Here is a 21,639-nt window from a genome sequence, read left to right on the forward strand (position 1 = left end):
TCTTATATTATTTGTGCTCTTATTTATCTACCATTTCCCATATATCAGTACTAATCGCTAGATAAACAAAAAATAACTATTAAAGTTAGCAAATCAAAAAACTGTTAACAATTTAATAGATTTAATAACGTTTTTATAATAATAGAATTGTTATTATATCTTTTTATTAAAATACATCAAAATATAATTAGGTAATTAAATACTAATTGATTTTATTTGGCAAAAAATACCGCTAACCCCCTAAAACTATATAACAATAAATGAAATCCTATTCTATCCAAGAGCTGAATGAAGTAATTAATGGTGTTATTTATGGTAATACTTCACAGAACATTACCGCAACTGAACAATTAGACAAAGCCACCAATACCGAAATTTCGTTCATTGGAAATAAAAAATACGAAAAACACTGGCAAGACTCCAAAGCAAGTGTAGCTGTTGTTAATGAAGATATTTCAATAGAACCAGGAGAAAACCGTGCATTTATAAAAGTAAAGAACGCAGATTTGGCAATGTCTCAAATCTTAGCTCTTTTTGCCCCACCTACACCTATATTCCATAATAACATCCATGTTAGAGCAGTTGTAGATGAGTCTGCAATTATTGGCGAAGGCGTTCGTATTGGTGCAGGATGCTATATAGGCCCAAAAGTAAAACTAGCAGACAATGTAACTATTTACCCAAATGTGACTATTCTTGATGAATCTACTATCGGAAAAAATACTATTATTTGGTCAGGAACAGTAATTCGTGAGCGTTGTCATATTGGTAATGACTGTATCATACATCCTAATGCAACTATTGGAGCCGACGGTTTCGGATTTCGTCCATGTAGTGAAAAAGGATTAGTTAAAATTCCGCAAATCGGAAATGTAATTATAGGAAACGGAGTTGAGATTGGAGCAAATTCATGTGTTGACCGTGGTAAATTTAGTTCTACAGTTCTTGGAGATGGCTGTAAAATTGATAATTTAGTTCAAATTGGTCATAATAGTAAACTAGGTAAGTTTTGTATCATGGCTGGAAATAGTGGTTTAGCCGGATCTGTAACACTAGGAAACGGAGTTATCATTGGTGGTAGTGCTTCGATAAAAGACCATACAACTATTGGAGATGGCGCTATTGTTGGTGCAGGATCTGGAGTTACCGGAGATATCCCTGCTGGTAAAACTATGTTAGGATATCCTGCTGTAGAAGCTCGTGATGCTTTAAAACAATGGGCAATCTTAAAACGATTAGTTTGCGATTCTAAAAAATAAAACAATATTCCTCATATATAAGAAAAACAGAAGTTCGCTTCTGTTTTTTTTTGTTTATAACTGTTTATGAACACTTTACAGTTACATTTTTTAAAACAAATTAATTATACTGTTTATTTCGATCGATTTCGTAAATTAGCACACACTATTTTGTTAAAAAACTATATTATTATGGATTTAAACTTCAATAAAAACGAAGATCACAATAAACTCTTACTTTCTGAACTAAAACAAAAATTTGCCAAAGTAAAATTAGGTGGTGGCGAAAAACGCATCGAAAAACTTCATGCCGAAGGTAAAATGACAGCAAGAGAGCGAATTAATTATTTACTTGATGAAAATTCAAAAAATATAGAAATTGGAGGTTTTGTTGGAGAAGGAATGTATGCTGAACATGGCGGTTGCCCTTCTGGCGGTGTTGTTGTAAAAATAGGTTATGTACGAGGAAAACAATGTGTAGTTGTTGCCAATGATGCTACTGTAAAAGCTGGTGCCTGGTTTCCTATTACTGCCAAAAAAAATCTACGCGCACAAGAAATAGCAATGGAAAACAGATTACCTATCATATATCTTGTAGATAGTGCTGGAGTTTATTTGCCGTTGCAAGATGAAATCTTTCCAGACAAAGAACATTTCGGACGTATTTTTAGGAACAATGCCATAATGAGTAGCATGGGTATAACTCAAATCGCTGCTGTAATGGGTAGTTGTGTAGCTGGTGGAGCTTATTTGCCAATCATGAGCGATGAAGCATTGATTGTAGATAAAACTGGAAGCATATTTCTTGCAGGAAGCTATTTGGTAAAAGCAGCTATTGGAGAAACTATAGACAACGAAACTTTAGGAGGTGCAACAACACATTGCGAAATTTCGGGTGTTACGGATTATAAAGCCAAAGATGATAAAGACGCATTAGATAAAATAAAAAATATTGTAGATAAAATTGGTGATTATGATAAAGCAGGTTACAACCGCATTAAAGCAGAAAAACCAACTTTAGATCCAAAAGAAATTTATGGTATTTTACCAAAAGCCCGAAATGAGCAATACGATATGATGGAAATCATCAAGCGTATGGTTGATAATTCGGAATTTGAAGCCTATAAAGAAGGTTATGGTCAATCATTAATTACAGGTTATGCCCGAATAGATGGTTGGGCAGTAGGAATTGTAGCCAATCAAAGAAAAGTAGTAAAAACAGCCAAAGGCGAAATGCAATTTGGTGGAGTTATTTACTCAGATAGCGCAGATAAAGCAACTCGTTTTATTGCTAATTGTAATCAGAAAAAAATTCCACTAGTTTTTGTACAAGATGTTACTGGTTTCATGGTAGGATCTAAATCTGAACATGGAGGAATTATAAAAGATGGTGCCAAAATGGTAAATGCCGTAAGTAATTCGGTAGTACCAAAATTTACCGTTATCGTTGGTAATTCATATGGTGCAGGAAACTATGCTATGTGTGGTAAAGCCTACGATCCAAGACTAATATTTGCATGGCCAAGTGCGGAACTGGCAGTAATGGGCGGAACTCAAGCAGCAAAAGTATTGGCACAAATCGAAGCTTCTTCTTTAAAATCAAAAGGAGAAATTGTAGACGAAGCCAAAGAAGCTGAATTATTTGCAAAAATAAAAGCGCGTTACGATGAACAAGTTTCTCCATATTATGCAGCTTCCCGATTATGGACAGATGCTATTATCGACCCTCTAGATACCCGAACATGGATTTCTATGGGGATTGAAGCAGCGAACCACGCTCCTATTTTAAAACCATTTAATCTAGGCGTTATTCAGGTATAAACATACCTAAATCCTTAGAAAAGATAAAATTACCCAAATCAATTTTATAGTCCAAGAAATAACTATGTCGTTAAAAATTAGTAACTTAGTACTATTATTTTAAATAACATAATATCATGGAAAATGTAAAAAATTTAAATAAATGGGCAAATGCGCACACTTATTTACCTGTAGATTTATTACGTATTGCTTTGGGTGTATTTTTATTTATGAAAGGTGTTTTCTTCGTAACAAACATCCAATACTTACATGATTTAATATCTCCAATTGATAAATTTGGTGGCGGAATGTTCCTTTTACATTACATAGCACCAGCACACATGATTGGAGGTATCATGATTGTTTTTGGATTGCTTACCCGATGGGCAATTGGTGCACAATTACCAATCTTATTAGGAGCAATTTTAGTAAATTTTATGGGCGAAATGCATTCTCAAAATTTACTATTAGCAATTTGTGTCTTTATAGTTTGTTTATTTTTCTTTTTTTACGGCAGTGGAAAACATTCTGCCGATTATTATTTTAAAATGCAACAATAACACATTAAAACAACAACATTTGTCTTATGTTATTCATTTTTTTTCTTAAAAGGGCATATAAATTGCCTTTTATGAATTAAGTTTGCAGCATGAATTGGATTCGTAAGACCATCGTATTTGTTGGGCTTTTAATGCTCTTTTTATCTGCTTATAATGCAGACAAAGTTGCTATTGATGTAATTCAACCTCAAAAAACAGATTCAAACTTTACTCACGATAGCATCCATACTTCAGCTTTTATACAACCTCAAGCAGGATTTCATGTTGTAGCCGATGTAAAAACAAACTATCCGAGTCCTACTCTTAACAAATGGTTTGATACTTTTTTAATTGTAATCCCAGATTGCAAAATTCAAAGAAGTATATCCAATTTTGCAAATCAAACTTTAAATCAGAGCAAAAAGATTTCAATATTGCTCTACCCTTTCCATTATTTCTGGTGATTTAATCACATGATTCTAGCTATAGAAGATTAGTTTCTTCTACTAAAACCGGTTTGCAATCTGCATTCGGTTTATTATTTCATGTTATATAATTAAATCTTAAATACAAACAATAATGGATACATCTGTAACTATAATAGGCATCGCACTTGCCATAATCACACTATTACCTCTTTATTTTTCTTTACGTTCTAATTCGCTAAACAAAGCAAAAATCAAAGCAATAAAAGAAAAGCATAGCCTAAATGGAGCTTTTGAGTTTGATTTAACAGAATCACAAAACAAAAGAATTCTAACTATAGATAAAAAAAACAAAGGCTTTTTAGTAATGAACTTTAATAAAGGAAAAGAAGAAGCTTCATTTATAGATTTAAATCATGTAAAATCTTGTCGATTAGTTCCTACTACCGAAGTAGACGATACTATCGTAAAAGTTGATTTTGAGTTTCAAGACAAGATATCAGGACAAAAAATTGTAATTCCATTTTACAACATTGAAGACGATCAAATAAGGCAAGTTTGCTTGCATGAAGATCAACAATTAGGTAAAAAATGGGTGCAAATCATCCAAGATTGTATTTCTAGTTAGTTCTTAATTCACTAAAGAGGTTCGTCATGAGCCTCTTTTTTTTGGATTACATTATGATAATTATCATTTTAATCTCTTTGTATTCTAATTAATTTTGATTTCGCTTAAATAATGTGCTATGAAAAATTCGTTGATACAAAAATATAATGTTCCAGGACCAAGATACACTAGCTATCCAACGGTTCCATATTGGAATGAAAATGATTTTACTTATCAACTTTGGATTGAATCTCTACAGAGATCATTTGCCGAAAGTAATCAAAAAGACGGAATTAGTCTATATATTCATTTGCCTTTTTGCGAAAGCATGTGTACTTTTTGCGGTTGCAATAAGCGAATTACAAAAAATCATGATGTAGAGAATCCATATATAGAAGCAGTAATTAAAGAATGGAGTATATACTGCAAACTTCTTAACGAAAGACCAATAATAAAAGAGATTCATCTGGGGGGCGGAACACCTACTTTCTTCTCCCCTAAGAATCTTGAAGATTTAATAAACGGTATTTTTTCTTATGCTGATAAAGCCAAAGAACACGAATTTAGCTTTGAAGGTCATCCTAACAATACAACTTATGAGCATTTACAAAAGCTTTATAATTTAGGTTTCCGAAGAGTTAGCTATGGTGTTCAGGACTATTCTCAAAAAGTACAAAAAGCAATTCATCGCGAGCAGTCTTTTCATAATGTAGCCAAAGTAACTTTTTGGGCTAAAGAAATTGGTTATACCTCAATAAGTCATGATTTAATTTTTGGTTTACCTTTTCAGAAAGTTGAAGACATAATTGACACAATAGAAAAAACAAATTCATTACAACCAGACCGTCTTGCTTTTTATAGCTATGCCCATGTTCCTTGGATTAAAGGTAACGGACAAAGAGGATTTAGTGATGAAAACGTTCCTAAAGATGCCGAAAAAAGAAAATTATATGAAATTGGAAAACAATTATTATATAAAAACGAATATCATGAAATTGGTATGGATCATTTTGCCCTAAAATCTGACCATTTATATACTGCTTTTAAAGACGGTAAATTACATCGTAATTTTATGGGATATAGTGCATCTAAAACGCAATTAATGATTGGCTTGGGAGTTTCATCTATAAGCGATAGCTGGTATAGTTTTGCTCAAAATGTAAAAAGCATAGAAGACTACTATCAATTATTAGAATGGGACAAACTTCCTGTTGTAAAAGGCCATATACTAACCGAAGAGGATCTTATTATTAGAAAACACATCTTAAACTTGATGTGCAATTTTGAAACAACATGGAGCGAAGAAAGTAATTACTTTAAAGAAATACCTGAAATTCTAATTCAGTTAAAAGAAATGGAGAATGATGGATTACTTACTATTACAAATGAAACAATAAAGGTTACCGAAGCTGGTAAACCTTTTGTACGCAATATCTGTATGGCTTTTGATTTACATTTAAAAAGAAAAGCTCCTGAAACAAGTTTATTCTCAATGACTATTTAATAAAAAAAACTCCTAATGACAATTAGGAGTTTCTTGTATAAATAAGCTCATATTAGATGGAGAAAGATATGGAATCCCCAATCCTAATCCTCTCAAAATAAACAATACCCCAATAAAAATAGCAACATAAGGAATTACTTTTTGAAATTTATTTCGAGTAGATTGCGTTAAAAAGGAATTAAAATATACTACACTGGTCATTAAAGGAACTGTTCCTAGTCCAAACAAAACCATATATAGAACACCAAACTCGGCACTTTGCATTGCAATCGCACCAAATAAAGCCACATATACCATTCCGCATGGTAAAAAACCATTGAGCATTCCTATAATAAAAAGAGACTTGTAACTTTTGTTTCTAAAATGTTTTCCTAGGTTCGACTTTATTCTTGAGATAAGTCTGTAAACAGGTTTTGAAAAATTATATCTTGCAAACACGTTTTCGGGTGTTAAAACCACTATTATCATAATCACACCAATAAGAATAGATAGTTTTTGCTGGATTCCTGCCAGGAAAAAACCTTTTCCTAATAATCCAAAAACTAATCCTATCGTTCCATATGCAGTTAATCTTCCTAAGTGGTAAACTGTAACCTGTAGTGCTTTTTTTGCTTGATTATGCTTATCTACTGGTAACATCATGGCAATAGGACCACACATACCAATACAATGAAAACTACTGATTAAACCGAATATAAAAGCAGAATAGAGCATTGTTTTCTATATTTAGATAATTATGCAAAAATCTTTTTAGTTAATATAAACAACTTCTTTGGTTAAATACTGTTTACCATTATATTGCCATTCCATATTAACATCCCAACGTCCTTTTATCAATTTCTTTTGAGGAATCAATAATTCAGAATTTGTTAAGGCTATTGCTGTATTAAAATCTAGTTTTTTATTTGATGGGCGGTACATTAATACTTCCCCTTTAATATTTTTACTTTCAAAAGTATTTGGAAAAACAATTTTAACCCCATCTTTCATCGTAATAATTGTTGGTTTTTGTTTTAAATCATGCGCATTTTGAACACGCTCCATTTCTTCTCCAAAATGTGAATCATGCTTATAATACTCTTCTACAACCAAATCATTATCATATTTACTATCTGATTGTACTTTAAAAACAAAGTATAAAATGAAAGTCATAAACAATCCGAATGCAATTACAATTGCTGTTCCCCAGTTAATTTTCATAATATTGTTTTTTTTAATTAAAACTTCGCGGTCCTAAAAAGTTTGTTGATGTTGTTTCGATTAACTTATCTCCATTATAAACTCCAATTTGAACCTTGGTTTTGTCGCCCTCTAAAAGTGCTTTATCAATTTCTATAAAGAGAGTTCCTTGTGATATTCCTTGTTTTGGAACTTTAAATTTTTGATTTCCAACGTTTTTTATAGTTCCCTTTTGATCAATTAAACCAAAATGAATGTCTGTAAAATCATTCATTGTTTTATTGACTATTTTGTACGTATAAATATTACTTATCTTATCTCCTTTATGTTGAAAAAGTTGTCCTGGTAAACGTAAAACTATAGCTTGAACATCATTTCTTAAAAATAGCATTCCAACAAAAATTCCAAGCAAGATAATCAATACGGCCGTATAACCTTTCATTCTTGCAGTAAACTTAAAAGGTTCTTTTTTCTCTATTTCATCTTCAGATGCATATCGAATAAGTCCTTTTGGTAAACCAACATTTTCCATTATAGTATCACACTCATCAATACAAGCCGTACAATTAGTACATTCTAATTGAGTTCCGTTTCTTATATCGATTCCCATTGGGCAAACATGCACACATTGCTTACAGTCGATACAATCTCCTTTTCCTGTTACCGCTCTATCTTCTTGTTTATTATATTTAGCTCTACCTAATTCTTTTTCTCCTCGTACAAAATCATAAGCAACATTGATGGATTTATTATCCAAAAGTACACCTTGTAATCTTCCGTATGGACAAGCTATAATACATACTTGCTCACGAAACCATACAAATACAAAATAGAAAACTGCTGTAAATATCAATAATGCAATAAAGTTACTGGACTGTTTAATTGGTCCTTCCTCAATCATTAAAAATAATTGATCACTTCCTACCAAATAAGCTAAGAAAACATTGGCTATTAAAAAAGAAATTACAAAAAAGATGAACCATTTTGTTAAGCGTTTTCTAATTTTCTCTCCATTCCACTCTTGTTTTGCTAATCTGGTTTGAGCTCCTCTATCTCCATCAATCCAATATTCGATTCGACGGAAAACGAGTTCTAGAAAAATAGTTTGTGGGCAAATCCATCCGCAGAAAATACGACCGAATACGACCGTGAACAATAGTATAAATACGATACCTACCAGCATCGAAATTACAAAAAGGTAAAAATCCTGAGGCCAAAAAGGGAATCCAAATATATTAAAACGACGTTCTAATATATTGAACATCATAAATTGATTTCCATTTACTTTTATAAATGGATTTGCAACTAAAATAGCTAGTAAAACATAACTAACCCATTTCCTGTATTCGTAAAACTTACCAGACGGTTTTTTAGGAAAAATAAATTTTCTGTTACCTCCTTCATCAATCGTTCCAATGGTATCTCTAAAAGCTTCGTCTGGTAAATTTGACATTGTATTATTTTTTAACTTGTGTAGTGTCTGTTTGTGTTGCAACTACTGCTGCGTCTGTTTTGGGTGCATCTTTATCTATCCAAATATCTCCTTCTGGTTCTTTCGGATCTTTAGGATTACTACCTTTTAATGATAAGATGTAACTCGATACTTTTTGTATCTCTTTCGGCTTTAACGTTCCTTTCCATGCTATCATCCCTTTTCCGTCACGACCTCCATTAGTTACTGTATGGAAAATTTCTTTTATTCCTCCCCCTAAGATCCAATGATCATCGGTTAAGTTTGGTCCAATTTGCCCTCCTCCATCAGCTCTGTGACAAGCAGCACAATTGGTTGTGAATATTTCTTTTCCTGCAGCAATATCAGCAGCATCTGTTAGCAAGGTAACCGTTTTCTCATCCATTAAATCCGGAGCAGTTTTAAGATACTCATCAACATCTATCTTAGCTTGAGCCATTTCCTTTTGCAACTCCATTTCTTGGTTATCTGCACCAAACAACTCGTAACGTGCCATATAAACTACGGCAAAAACAATAGTAATGTAGAATAAATAAATCCACCATGGCGGTAAGTTATTATCTAACTCTTTGATACCATCATAATCGTGATTCAATAACAAAGTTCCTTCCGTTTCCATCGGTTCTGTCTTTGTTAATTTTTGCATCAAATTTTTATACCAGGCTCTTTCTTTTAAACTCAAATTACTATCAATTTCAAGCTTAGCCTTTTGTTCATCTGTTAGCAAACTATATGTTATGCTATCTATTGCACTTACAGTAATTTCTATTGCTATTAAAAGGAAAAGAAATACAAACAAGAAGACAGAAACCATTGGGTATTTTATAAATGCCGGCCTATCACCTGAGTCTATAAAATATTCCATTGCACCAAAAACGATGAAGAAAATTAGTGGTAATCGTACATATACTGGAATTAATTTTTTCATTTTATATATTATTTTTAATTCTACAATTTAATTTTCGTCTAATGGTATATGACTCATTTCTTCGATCTTTTCTTTCTTGTATGAAAACACCCAAATTCCCAGGCAAACAAAAAAGATAAAAAATATTAGTAAGGAAAGTATTGGGAAGATTTGCACACCCGCAATAGTTTCTAAGTTGTGTTTTACTTGTTCAAACATAATTTCTCTATTTTGAAGTCTCTTTTACTTTGATATCAGTTCCTAATCTTTGCATGTAAGCAATAAGCGCTACGATTTCTCTTTCATTCATCGGAATGAATTTCTCTCCTTTTGCCTCAGCTTTTTTCTTACTATCTGCATAACTAGCAACATAGTCTGGATCGTTTTCTAAATTCTTTTCGATTTTTAAAGCTTGTGCTCTTAATAATTTTTGTGCATTTGCTACTTCTTCAGCAGAATACGGAACTCCTAGTTGAACCATTACTTCCATTTTCTTCTGTGTCAATGAAATATCCATTGGCTTATTATCAAACAACCATTTGTATCCTGGCATGATTGAACCTGCCGATATACTTTGTGGATTCCAGAAGTGATTAAAGTGCCAGTTATCATTATACTTACCACCTACTCTTAATAAATCTGGTCCTGTACGTTTAGACCCCCATAAGAATGGATGATCATATACAAACTCTCCTGCTTTAGATTGTGGTCCATAACGTTCTACTTCACTTCTGAACGGACGTACTGATTGTGAGTGACACCCAACACATCCTTCACGAATGTATATATCACGACCTTCTAATTCTAACGGTGAATATGGTTTTACACTTGTAATAGTCGGAATATTTGATTTTACCATAATCGTAGGTACAATTTGAATAATTCCTCCAATTAAAATAGCAATTGTAGCCAAAATTGTTAACTGGATAGGTTTTCTTTCTAACCATGAGTGGAATTTTTCTCCACGAACTCTACTACTGCTAATTCTTTCTAATGCTGGTGCTTCTGCCAATTCATCTTCAATTGGGTTACCTACACGTATTGTTTGAATTATATTGTAAACCAATACAAACATCCCTACAAGATATAAAGTACCTCCAATAGCTCTCATCCAATATAATGGCATAATCGCTGTAACTGTTTCCAGGAAGTTTCCGTAAGTTAAAGTACCATCTGGATTAAACTGTTTCCACATCGACGCTTGTTGAAAACCAGCAACGTACATCGGTAATGTATATAATATAATTCCTAACGTACCAATCCAAAAATGGAAGTTTGCCAATTTTTTAGAAAATAAAGTACTTTTTGTCATTCTTGGTATTAACCAATAAATCATACCAAAGGTCATAAATCCATTCCATGCTAATGCTCCAACATGTACGTGAGCAATAATCCAGTCTGTATAATGCGCTATAGCATTTACGTTTTTAAAAGAAAGCATTGGTCCTTCAAAAGTTGCCATACCATAACCTGTAATTGCAACAACAAAGAATTTTAAAACTGGTTCTTCACGAACTTTGTCCCATGCACCTCTAAGTGTTAAAAGTCCGTTTATCATACCTCCCCAAGATGGAGCAAGCAACATAATAGAGAAAGCAACTCCTAAATTTTGCGCCCAGTTTGGTAACGCTGAATATAATAAGTGGTGAGGACCAGCCCAGATGTATATAAAAATTAATGACCAGAAATGTATAATCGATAGTCTATAAGAATACACTGGACGGTTAGCTATTTTAGGTACAAAGTAATACATTAAACCTAAGAACGGAGTTGTTAAGAAGAATGCAACTGCATTATGACCATACCACCACTGTACCAAAGCATCCTGAACTCCTGCGTAAACAGAATAACTTTTCATTGCAGAAACTGGTATCTCTATATTATTAAAAATATGTAATACTGCAACAGTAACAAACGTGGCTAGATAGAACCAAATTGCAACATATAAATGGCGCTCTCTACGACGTAAAATTGTACCAATCATGTTGATACCCATTACAACCCAAATTAAAGTAATAGCAATATCTATTGGCCATTCTAATTCGGCATATTCTTTAGATGATGTATAACCTAAAGGCAATGAAATTGCTGCCGCTACAATAATTAATTGCCATCCCCAAAAATGTACATTACTTAAAAAGTCACTGAACATTCTGGCTTTTAAGAGTCGCTGCAAAGAATAATACATTCCTGCAAAAAACGCGTTCCCTACAAAGGCAAAAATAACTGCGTTGGTGTGTAAAGGTCTTAATCGTCCATAGCTTAACCATGAGATTCCGTCGGTAATATTAGGAAAGAGGTACATAACGGCCAATGTAAGACCGACCAGCATCCCTACTACACCAAAAAGAATGGTAGCATAAATGAATTTCTTTACAATTTTGTTGTCGTAATAAAATTGTTGCATTTCCATAATCTAGATTTGTTTTTCTGTGGTTGTTTTTATTTTATTATTGGGAGTTTTTTTGATTTCATCATCAAAAAGCATTCGAACGGAAGGAGTGTAATCATCATCATACTGTCCTGATTTTACAGCTATTACGAATGCTATAAAAAAACCAATGGCAATGATGATACTAACTGAGATTAATAAGTAAATTACGCTCATAACATATGAAATTTGTTAAACAAAATTACTTTTATACATTCTTTTAAAATATGACATTTATCATACCTTAGCTAGTTATGTTAAATTTATGAAAAAATAACCTTTAAATTATTTATAATCATTTTAAACTACTCTTACTAAAATAGTTAGAGGCTAATGTTACAAAACTCACTATTGTAATAGTACTCAAAGGCATTATAATAGCTGCCACCAAAGGCAATAAGTTACCTGTAATAGCGAAAGAAAGTCCTACAACATTATAAAGTAGCGACAAAACAAAACTCATCTTGATGATTTTAATAGAGTTCTTGGAGAGTTTTAAAAAATAATTTAAACGCTGGAATTCGGTTGCGTCCAGAATTGCATCACAAGCAGGAGAAAAAACATTCACATTCTCAGAAATAGATATTCCTACATTACTTTGCGCTAATGCTCCCGCATCGTTTAACCCATCACCAACCATCATTACATTATGCCCCTGGTCTTGCAGTTCTTTAATAAAGTTTAGTTTTTGTTCCGGTTTTTGATTAAAAACAAGCTCTGTTCCTTTAGGTAAAAGACTTTCTAAAGTTTCTCGCTCCCCATCATTATCACCCGATAATACTTTGATTTTATAATTAAGACTTAGTTCTTTAAATAAGTCCCCTAACCCTTCTCGATATTGGTTATTAAAAATATATTTACCGTAATAAACTCCATCTATTTTAATATGAAGTGATGTTTGCTGAATTGAGTTTTCTTCTTGATTTGCAACAAAAGAAAATGATCCAATCTGAAATTGATGATTTTCGATTTCCGCCAAGATTCCTTTTCCTGTTATTTCTTTAAAATCATCCAATTTTATTCGGCTTGATTCAGGCAGAAACTCATATAACATTCGACTCAAAGGGTGATTTGAAGCTCGAAGTACATTTTTAAGCATTACAAGGTTTACATCAGAAAGTTTTTCTCCTTCGTATGTAATATTCGATTTTTTATTAGTTGTAATAGTTCCAGTTTTATCAAAAACCAATGTATCGACTTTAGCAAGCTGTTCAATAACTAAAGCATTTTTTAAATAAAATTTCTGTTTTCCTAAAATCCTTAAGATATTACCAAATGTAAATGGTGCCGTCAATGCCAGTGCACATGGACATGCTACAATAAGTACCGCTGTAAAAACATTAAAAGCTGTATTAGCGTCTATAAATATCCAATAACCAAAACCTGCAAAAGCAATTAATAATAAAATTGGAGTAAAATAACGACTTATAGTATCGGTTATCGTCTTGTGTTTTTGCTGAACATCTTTCTGGAAAATATCATTTCCCCACAATTGTGTCAAGTAACTCTGAGAAACAGTATGCAATACTTCCATCTCTATTACTTTACCTATTTGCTTTCCTCCAGCAAAAACCTTATCACCAGATTTTTTGGTAATAGGAACAGCTTCACCAGTTACAAAACTATAATCAATTTCGGCTTTGTCACTTATCAAGATTCCATCTACAGGAATTAATTCTTGATTTCTAATTAATAATCGATCCCCTTTATCAATATCATAAATAGGAATACTTTCTTCTTTAGTATTAGGATTTATTCGGGTTACTGCAATAGGAAAATAAGACTTAAAATCTCTTTCGAAGCTTAAAAAACTATAGGTTTTAATCTGAAACATTTTCCCTAACAACATAAAGAAAATCAATCCTGTTAAGCTATCAAAAAAACCTCCTCCGTAATCCATGATGATATCAAAAGTGCTTCGAATAAACATAACAATAATTCCTAAAGCGATAGGAATATCGATATTCAGCATTTTACTTTTGATACTTTTATAAGCCGAAACATAATAGCCACTTGCCGAATACAAAAAGCTTGGCATTGCCAGAATTAATATCAACCAACGAAAAAAGGGTTTGTAATTATCTAGCCAAAACTCTTTTACTTCAAAATATTCTGGGAAAGAAAGTAACATAATGTTTCCAAAACAGAAAAAAGCGACACCTAATTTATATGTCAAACTTCTGTCTACATTATTTTTTCCAGCTTCATAGTTTTCTAAACTTATATATGGCTCATATCCTATTGAACTTAAGGTATAAGCAATATCTTTAAGGCTAATTTTTTCTGGATTATAAGTAATTCTAACTTTCTTTTCAGGGAAATTAACCTGAGAAGTACTAATTCCTGGTTTTAGACGATTTAAATTTTCTAAAATCCAAATACAAGAACTACAATGAATATGTGGAATATTTAGCGAGACAATAGCTGTTGTATCCTCTTGGAATTCTAATAACTTTACCTGAATACTTTCATTATCCAGAAAATCATATTTGCCCTGAATATCTTGTGGTGTTGCTCCTGGAGATTTTTCGAAATCATAATAACAAGTTAGGTCATTAAGACTAAAAATCTCATAAACTGTCTTACATCCGCTGCAACAAAATTCTTTTTCATCAAAAACAATTACTTCATTTTTTGGAATAATCAAACCGCAATGAAAACAATTTTGTACACTCATAATTTAACCATTTTATGCTTTTGCAAAGGTCACAAACAGCCTAGTTAAAAAACATGACAATTATCATAGCCTCTAAATTACATTTTTAAATTTAATAAAATAAATTGGGAATAAACTTATAGAAATCATATTTCTGTTATTATTATAAAAAATAAGATAAAAAAAACATAATTATACCTAATTTTGCAAACAAATAACTTTGCTATGAATAAATGTGACCAATGTATCGTAAGACAACTTACTTCGTTAAAAGCTTTAAACAAAGATGAAGTTATAAAATTAGCTAATAGTAAAACTACTTATACTATTAAGAAAGGTGATTCTATTTTTGAAGAAGGCGAAGTTACTAATGGTGTTTTCTGTGTAAAAGATGGTGTAGGTAAACTTTCTAAGCTAAGTGCCAATGGTAAAGATCAAATTGTAAAGCTTGTAAAATCTGGAGAACTTTTAGGACAACGCTCTATGATTAGTAATGAACCTGCTAATTTAAGTGCTAAAGCCTTAGATGACATGGAAGTATGTTTTATTCCTAAAACAGAAATCATCAATTTCTTTAATCAAAACAATCAGTTTTCTATGAATGTGATGAAAACAATTTGTGATGATTTAAAAGAATCAGACAATCATACTGTTTCATTAGCCCAAAAAACCGTTAAATCTCGTTTAGCCGAAACGTTATTATACTTACATGACACATTTGGCGAGAACAAAGACAACACGTTACAAATTCAACTTTCCAGAGATGAACTAGCAAGTATGATTGGTACTGCTACAGAAAGCTGCATCAGACTATTATCTGACTTTAATAAACTAAAAGTTATTGAATTAGTTGGAAAGAAAATTGTCCTTAAAAATATTAGTGCCTTAAAGAAAATGGCCGAATAACTAAAGCTTCTTTGCTTCGTTCCAAAAAACATCCATTTCTGCCAAAGTCATGTCCATTAATGGCTTTCCTAATTCTCCTGCTTTGCTTTCAAGGTATTGAAAACGTTTTATAAATTTTTTATTGGTGCGTTCTAGTGCATCTTCGGGATTTACATTTAAAAATCGGGCATAATTAATCATAGAGAATAATACATCTCCGAACTCAGCTTCAATTTTATCTTGATTTCCAGCCTCTACTTCTACTTGTAGCTCCTGTAATTCTTCTTGTACTTTATCCCAAACTTGGTGCGGTTCTTCCCAATCAAAACCTACTCCTTTTACTTTATCTTGTATTCTACTTGCCTTTACCAATGCTGGTAAACTCCTTGGAACACCTTCTAAAACAGATTTTTTACCTTCTTTTAGTTTTAGTTTTTCCCAGTTTTGTTTTACTTCTTCTTCATCTTTTACAACTGTATCGCTATAAATATGAGGATGACGATGAATGAGTTTTTCGCAAATTTCATTACACACATCTGCCATATCAAAATCATTTGTTTCGCTACCTATTTTGGCATAAAAAACAATGTGCAACAACAAATCTCCTAATTCTTTTTTTACTTCATTCAAGTCATTATCCAGAATTGCATCACCTAGTTCATATGTTTCTTCAATAGTAAGATGGCGTAAACTTTGTAGAGTCTGCTTCATGTCCCAAGGGCATTTTTCACGCAAATCATCCATTATATTTAATAATCTCTCGAAGGCTTGTAATTGCAGTTCTTTACTCATTTTTGAAGTAATTTTAAGTTGGTAACGAATTCATGTAAAAGTAAAAAATCCTGTCAAGAAATCATCTCAACAGGATTAAATATCGTTCAATTAAATGAAACTATTTTTTTTCAGCAGCTGCTTTAGTTTTTTTTGCTGGTGCTTTTTTTGTTTCCTCAAGAACTGGAGTTTCTTCTTTAGCTGCTGCAGGTGCAGGTGCTAAATCTGTAACTAATCCTTTTGCCTGAAGCATATTGTACCAGTTCAATACTTTTTTAATATCCGAAGGATAAACTCTCTCTTCGTCGTATTGAGGTAAAATTTCTTTAAAATAAGCTCCTAAAGTAGCATTATCTTCTTTATGAGAAATAGCTGGTCCTTTGTTTTCTTTTACTGCAATTAATTGCATTACTTCAGACAAAGGTTTTTCTCCTTCATAAGTATAAATTGAAATTTCTGACAATAAACTTACATTACTCTTTAAGCTAACAGTGATTTTTTTTCCATCAATTAATGATTCAGCTACAAATCCTGTACGCGTTTGTACTTTTAATGCGTATAAACCTGGTTTCCCAGAAATAGCTAATATTTTTTCTAAATTCATGTTTATTATAATTAGTATTAAGAATTCGGTTATTTTATTTTTTATCTAAAGATCTTCAAAAACTATCTTCCTTTTTTAGCAGCAGCAAATTTCATTCTGTATTCTTGAAAAGTTTTGCCTTCGGTGATATTTTTTAATTTCTTTTGAATTAAACGTTTTTTTAATGATGAAATTTTATCTGTAAACAAAATTCCTTCAATGTGATCATATTCATGCTGAATTACTCTGGCAATTAACCCATCAAATACTTCGGTTTTTACGACAAAATCTTCTTCACAATATTCAATTGTAATTCTTTCGTGTCTGTAAACATCCTCACGAACATCTGGAATACTCAGGCAACCTTCGTTAAAACTCCATTCTTCGCCATCTTCTTTTAAGATTTTGGCATTGATAAAAGTTCTCTTAAATCCTTTTAATTCTTTTTGTTCATCTGCTGGTAAATCCTCATCATCACTAAAAGGAGTTGTGTCAATTACAAATAAACGCAAGGCCAAACCAACTTGTGGCGCAGCAAGACCCACTCCATAAGCATTGTACATTGTTTCGTACATGTTAGCTATTGTTTCTTTCAAATTTGGATGTTCTGGCGATACTGCCTCCCCAACTTTTCTTAAAACAGGATCACCATATCCTATAATTGGTAAAATCATTCTTGTTGTATTATGTATTAACGACTATTAATCCAGAATTTCATTATTCTGAATTAGGTTGGCAAAAATAGTAAAAAATAGTCAATGAATAATTCTATTAACCAGATTATCTACTTTTTGATTTCTATTTAAATCAAACTCACTATTATTACTAAATAACTCTTACAATTCTTATCTTTGCTAGTAAACCTATTTCTATGTTAGATCGCATCGTTAAATTCACAGACAGTACTTCTTTTACCAATGCTTCAAAAGTTACAATTGCATCAGTAGTTCCTGTATTGTTTTTTAACTTTTTAGGTTATTTTGAAATTGGTTTTACGATTGCTCTCGGTGCTTTTTATACTTATCCGAGTGATATCCCGAGTAATCTTAAACACAAAATAAAAGGAATTGTAGTTACTGCTCTTATTGTTTCTGGCGTTAACCTACTAGTTAATCTTGTTTATCCTTATCCTTGGCTATTTTATCCGTTTCTAGGAATATTACTTTTCTTGTCCTCTATGATTTCTGTTTATGGACAAAGAGCGACTATGGCATCATTCTCTGCCCTACTTTCGATCTCTTTATCATTTGCTCATTTACACGAAGGCTGGGAAGCTGTATTACATTCTAGCTATATTTTTGCTGGTGGATTATTCTATTTAATAGTTTCACTTATCTTTCATTATATAAAACCGTATCGTTATATAGAATTACAAACTGCCGACGGAATTCGATTAACTGCAAAATACTTAAAACTTAGGGGTGATTTATGGAATCCTGAAGCTGATAGAAAAAAGATTATCGAAAAACAGTTGCATCTTCAGGTTGAGTTAAACCAAATTCACGAGAATTTACGACAAGTACTTATTGGTAACAGAGCTACTTCTGGCGACTCTAGCCAAAACCGAAAAATGCTTATTGTTTTTATAACGTTGGTCGAAATACAGGAATTGGCTTTATCGACATCATTTGACCATGATAAATTACACAAAAAATTTAGTGATCATCCTGAAGTTCTGCGTTCTTATCAAAACCTTGCTTATAAACTTGCATCGACTTTAAAAAAACTATCTAAAAGTGTTCATAAAGCCTCTAAATATATCTCGATAAATGATTTAAAAAAGGAACTTGACGGATTACAATCTGCTATTGATGCGTATCAAAATAATTTAGGAAAAATAGAAGCTTCTGAAGGGGTTTGGATGCTTACTAATATGCTGAAATATGCTCAAAAGCAAGTCGAAAAAATAAAAATCGTAGAAATGGCTTTTTCATTAGCTATTAAATCTTTTGATTTTAAAGACAAGGATAAAGAACTTGAAAAATTCCTGACTCCGCAATATTATCCGATACGTACATTAATTGAAAATTTCAGTTTTTCGTCAACATTTTTCAGGCATTCGCTGCGACTTACCATAACTATTATGGCAGGTTTTATAATTGGCAAGCTACTTCCGTTTCAAAACGTATACTGGATTTTATTGACAATCGTAGTAATTATGCGTCCTGGTTATGGTTTAACCAAAGAACGTTCTTATAATCGTGTTTTTGGTACTATTTTAGGCGGATTAATAGCCTTTGGGATTGTCTCTCTGGTACATAATCATGTAGCAATAAGCATATTTGCTATTGTCTGTATGCTTATCGGTATTTCTTTTACGCAAAGCAATTACAAAATAAGCACTACACTTGTTACCATGTACGTGGTTTTTGTGTACGGAATATTAACACCTAATATTCTTGAGGTAATTCAGTTTAGAATTCTGGATTCACTTGTAGGGGCTACCTTAGCCTTTTTGGCAAATTATTATTTATGGCCTGCTTGGGAGTTCTTAAATGCTGCATCATTTTTAGAAAAATCTATTGAGGCCAACAGAAACTATTTAAGAGAAATTGCCGAATATTATAATAAAAAAGGAACATTGCCTACATCGTATCGTTTGGCAAGAAAAAATGCTTTTATAGAAATAGGAAATCTTATGACATCTTTCCAGAGAATGGTACAAGAACCTAAATCAAAGCAAAAACAGCTTCCGCAAATAAACAAGCTTGCTGTACTAAATCATTCCTTACTTTCGTCTGCGGCATCATTAGGCACATATATACAATCTCACAAAACGACATCGGCATCTGAGTCTTTTAATTTTGTAATTGGCGTTGTTGTTTATAACTTAAATTATTCTATTGCTATCTTAAGACATGAAAGCACAGCTGAATATAAAAACAAAGACATTAATAAAGAACAATTGACTTTTCATTTTGAGGAATTAAAAAGAAAAAATTTCAGTCGATTAGAAAATGATAACGAACTCGATGATAGCGCAAGAGAAACCAAAATGCAGGAAGCCCAATTGGTAATCGAACAATTAATATGGATGACTGATTTGTCTGAAAAAATAGTAACGATTACAAAAGAGTTTATAGCACAAAATCCAGATTAAATTAATCTGGATTTTGTATTTATTCTTATTATGTATGCTCTACTTAGTTATCTAACTTTAAAGTTGCAGCGGTATTTTTTCTAATTTCAGATAACAATTCTGGTTTATCATTTAAAGTCTGACCATAAGAAGGAATCATTGCTTTAAGCTTTTCATCCCATTCTGGTGTTTTAATTTTATCCTTAAAACATTTTCCTATTAATCCAACCATGATAGAAACTGCAGTTGAAGCTCCTGGTGAAGCTCCTAATAAAACAGCCAATGTACCATCATCTGTATTAATTACCTCAGTACCAAATTCAAGAATTCCACCTTCTTTTTCATCTTTTTTAATAACCTGAACACGTTGTCCTGCTCGCTCTAATTTCCAATCTTTAGATTTTGCATTTGGCAAGTATTCGCGTAAAGCATTCATTCTATCTTTTGGTGATTGTCTTACTTGCTCAATTAAGTATTTAGTAAGTGGGATATTATGATAACCAGCTGCCAACATTGGCATTATATTGTCTGTTTTTATAGATAAAGGCAAATCCATATAAGATCCGTTCTTTAAAAATCGAGTCGAAAAACCAGCAAATGGTCCAAAAAGCAATGCTCTTTCTCCATTTATCATTCGTGTATCAATATGAGGAACTGACATTGGTGGTGCACCAACACTAGCTTTTCCGTAAACTTTGGCTTGATGCTGAAGAATAACTTCTGGATTAGTACATTTTAACCATTGTCCGCTCACAGGAAAACCTCCAAATCCTTTTCCTTCGGCAACATTTGCTTTTTCTAACAAAGGCAATGAACCTCCTCCGGCACCAATAAAAACAAATTTAGTATATACTTTTCTAGTTTGTCCGGTTGCTAAATCTGTGATTTTAATTCTCCACGATTTATCTTCACGCTGCTTTAATTTTTTTACTTCGTGATTAAAATGTATTGTTACACCATCTAATTTTCCTAGATAGTTAAACATGCTTCGTGTTAATTCTCCAAAATTCACATCGGTTCCTATTGCCATAGAAGTTGCTGCAAACTTATCTGTAGCATCTCTTCCTTCCATTACCAATGGCATCCATTCTTTTAATTGAGCAAAATCAGTACTAAAAACCATCTCTTTAAAGATTGGATTTTTTTGTAGTGCTTCAAATCTTTTCTTAAGATAATCCACATTTTTTTCTCCCCAAACAAAACTCATGTGAGGAACACTTTTTATAAAATTATCAGGAGATGTAATTTTGTTTTGCTGTACTAAGTAAGACCAAAACTGACGAGAAACTTCAAAGGATTCAGCAATACTAATTGCTTTTTTAGGATCTATACTACCATTTTTTTCTGGTGTATAATTTAATTCACAAAAGGCTGAGTGCCCTGTTCCTGCGTTATTCCAAGCATCAGAGCTTTCGGCTGCAGCAACATCTAATCTTTCGTAAATTTCAATTTTTAAATCTGGCTGTAATTCTTTTAAGATTAACCCAAGAGTTGCACTCATAATTCCAGCACCAATAAGTACTACTTCGGTATTTGAACGTATGGTTTTGTCGGACATAGCAAG

The 21,639-nt window shown here is 32.2% G+C and carries 20 protein-coding genes; 8 read left to right on the forward strand and 12 right to left on the reverse strand.

Going from position 1 to position 21,639, the window contains the following annotated elements:
- The first annotated feature begins 260 nt into the window (after positions 1 to 260).
- From lpxD to hemN, 6 genes are all read left to right on the forward strand, one after another.
- Positions 261 to 1,259: a UDP-3-O-(3-hydroxymyristoyl)glucosamine N-acyltransferase gene (gene lpxD / locus ACJ6WR_RS02650; RefSeq protein WP_039115069.1), complete on the forward strand. Its 999-nt coding sequence runs from the start codon at positions 261 to 263 to the stop codon at positions 1,257 to 1,259.
- A 171-nt stretch (positions 1,260 to 1,430) separates the two neighbouring features.
- The gene (locus tag ACJ6WR_RS02655) at positions 1,431 to 3,059 is read left to right on the forward strand and encodes an acyl-CoA carboxylase subunit beta (protein ID WP_039118778.1); all 1,629 of its coding nucleotides are present in this window, start codon (positions 1,431 to 1,433) and stop codon (positions 3,057 to 3,059) included.
- Positions 3,060 to 3,175: 116 nt separating this feature from the next.
- Positions 3,176 to 3,598, forward strand: a complete 423-nt coding sequence (locus ACJ6WR_RS02660) for a DoxX family protein (RefSeq protein WP_035621274.1) — start codon at positions 3,176 to 3,178, stop codon at positions 3,596 to 3,598.
- An 89-nt stretch (positions 3,599 to 3,687) separates the two neighbouring features.
- The gene (locus ACJ6WR_RS02665; protein WP_039115077.1) at positions 3,688 to 4,041 is read left to right on the forward strand and encodes a hypothetical protein; all 354 of its coding nucleotides are present in this window, start codon (positions 3,688 to 3,690) and stop codon (positions 4,039 to 4,041) included.
- Positions 4,042 to 4,156: 115 nt separating this feature from the next.
- Positions 4,157 to 4,630, forward strand: coding sequence for a hypothetical protein (locus ACJ6WR_RS02670; RefSeq protein WP_409416980.1), 474 nt, complete (start codon positions 4,157 to 4,159; stop codon positions 4,628 to 4,630).
- Positions 4,631 to 4,748: 118 nt separating this feature from the next.
- Positions 4,749 to 6,113 carry an oxygen-independent coproporphyrinogen III oxidase gene (gene hemN, locus ACJ6WR_RS02675; protein ID WP_409416981.1) on the forward strand — a complete coding sequence of 455 codons (1,365 nt, stop codon included), beginning with the start codon at positions 4,749 to 4,751 and terminating at the stop codon, positions 6,111 to 6,113.
- Positions 6,114 to 6,125: 12 nt separating this feature from the next.
- Here hemN and ACJ6WR_RS02680 read toward each other — a convergent pair whose 3' ends face one another.
- The 8 genes from ACJ6WR_RS02680 to ACJ6WR_RS02715 form a co-directional block, all read right to left on the reverse strand.
- Positions 6,126 to 6,827 carry a sulfite exporter TauE/SafE family protein gene (locus ACJ6WR_RS02680; protein ID WP_039118780.1) on the reverse strand — a complete coding sequence of 234 codons (702 nt, stop codon included), beginning with the start codon at positions 6,825 to 6,827 and terminating at the stop codon, positions 6,126 to 6,128.
- Between the two features lie 36 nt (positions 6,828 to 6,863).
- A complete protein-coding gene (locus ACJ6WR_RS02685; RefSeq protein WP_409416982.1) occupies positions 6,864 to 7,313 on the reverse strand; it encodes a FixH family protein in 450 nt (149 codons plus the stop codon).
- A gap of 13 nt (positions 7,314 to 7,326) precedes the next feature.
- Positions 7,327 to 8,745, reverse strand: coding sequence for a cytochrome c oxidase accessory protein CcoG (gene ccoG, locus ACJ6WR_RS02690; RefSeq protein ID WP_409416983.1), 1,419 nt, complete (start codon positions 8,743 to 8,745; stop codon positions 7,327 to 7,329).
- A gap of 4 nt (positions 8,746 to 8,749) precedes the next feature.
- A complete protein-coding gene (locus ACJ6WR_RS02695; protein WP_086895257.1) occupies positions 8,750 to 9,691 on the reverse strand; it encodes a cbb3-type cytochrome c oxidase N-terminal domain-containing protein in 942 nt (313 codons plus the stop codon).
- Positions 9,692 to 9,718: 27 nt separating this feature from the next.
- Positions 9,719 to 9,889 (reverse strand): CcoQ/FixQ family Cbb3-type cytochrome c oxidase assembly chaperone, encoded by a 171-nt coding sequence (locus tag ACJ6WR_RS02700; RefSeq protein ID WP_082001838.1) that lies wholly within the window; start codon positions 9,887 to 9,889, stop codon positions 9,719 to 9,721.
- Between the two features lie 7 nt (positions 9,890 to 9,896).
- Positions 9,897 to 12,083 (reverse strand): cytochrome-c oxidase, cbb3-type subunit I, encoded by a 2,187-nt coding sequence (gene ccoN, locus ACJ6WR_RS02705; RefSeq protein WP_409416984.1) that lies wholly within the window; start codon positions 12,081 to 12,083, stop codon positions 9,897 to 9,899.
- Positions 12,084 to 12,086: 3 nt separating this feature from the next.
- Positions 12,087 to 12,278 (reverse strand): cbb3-type cytochrome oxidase assembly protein CcoS, encoded by a 192-nt coding sequence (ccoS, locus tag ACJ6WR_RS02710; RefSeq protein ID WP_039115094.1) that lies wholly within the window; start codon positions 12,276 to 12,278, stop codon positions 12,087 to 12,089.
- Positions 12,279 to 12,396: 118 nt separating this feature from the next.
- Positions 12,397 to 14,778 carry a heavy metal translocating P-type ATPase gene (locus ACJ6WR_RS02715; RefSeq protein WP_409416985.1) on the reverse strand — a complete coding sequence of 794 codons (2,382 nt, stop codon included), beginning with the start codon at positions 14,776 to 14,778 and terminating at the stop codon, positions 12,397 to 12,399.
- A gap of 204 nt (positions 14,779 to 14,982) precedes the next feature.
- Between ACJ6WR_RS02715 and ACJ6WR_RS02720 the strand changes: the two genes are divergently transcribed.
- Positions 14,983 to 15,663: a Crp/Fnr family transcriptional regulator gene (locus ACJ6WR_RS02720; RefSeq protein WP_039115097.1), complete on the forward strand. Its 681-nt coding sequence runs from the start codon at positions 14,983 to 14,985 to the stop codon at positions 15,661 to 15,663.
- Here the strand turns inward: ACJ6WR_RS02720 and mazG are convergent, their stop codons facing one another.
- From mazG to def, 3 genes are all read right to left on the reverse strand, one after another.
- A complete protein-coding gene (mazG, locus tag ACJ6WR_RS02725; protein WP_039115099.1) occupies positions 15,664 to 16,434 on the reverse strand; it encodes a nucleoside triphosphate pyrophosphohydrolase in 771 nt (256 codons plus the stop codon).
- Between the two features lie 100 nt (positions 16,435 to 16,534).
- Entirely contained in the window at positions 16,535 to 17,017 is a 483-nt protein-coding gene (locus ACJ6WR_RS02730) for a DUF5606 domain-containing protein (protein WP_409416986.1), read from the reverse strand.
- Positions 17,018 to 17,079: 62 nt separating this feature from the next.
- Positions 17,080 to 17,670, reverse strand: a complete 591-nt coding sequence (gene def, locus ACJ6WR_RS02735; RefSeq protein WP_035621249.1) for a peptide deformylase — start codon at positions 17,668 to 17,670, stop codon at positions 17,080 to 17,082.
- A gap of 197 nt (positions 17,671 to 17,867) precedes the next feature.
- On the opposite strand from def, the gene ACJ6WR_RS02740 reads away from it, so the two are divergent.
- The gene (locus tag ACJ6WR_RS02740; RefSeq protein ID WP_039118790.1) at positions 17,868 to 20,096 is read left to right on the forward strand and encodes an FUSC family membrane protein; all 2,229 of its coding nucleotides are present in this window, start codon (positions 17,868 to 17,870) and stop codon (positions 20,094 to 20,096) included.
- 43 nt (positions 20,097 to 20,139) lie between these two features.
- On the opposite strand, the gene ACJ6WR_RS02745 is transcribed toward ACJ6WR_RS02740, so the two are convergent.
- Entirely contained in the window at positions 20,140 to 21,633 is a 1,494-nt protein-coding gene (locus ACJ6WR_RS02745; RefSeq protein ID WP_039118791.1) for a malate:quinone oxidoreductase, read from the reverse strand.
- Positions 21,634 to 21,639 lie beyond the last annotated feature (6 nt).

Source organism: Flavobacterium sp. PS2 (assembly GCF_046250155.1).
Classification (GTDB): Bacteria; Bacteroidota; Bacteroidia; order Flavobacteriales; family Flavobacteriaceae; genus Flavobacterium.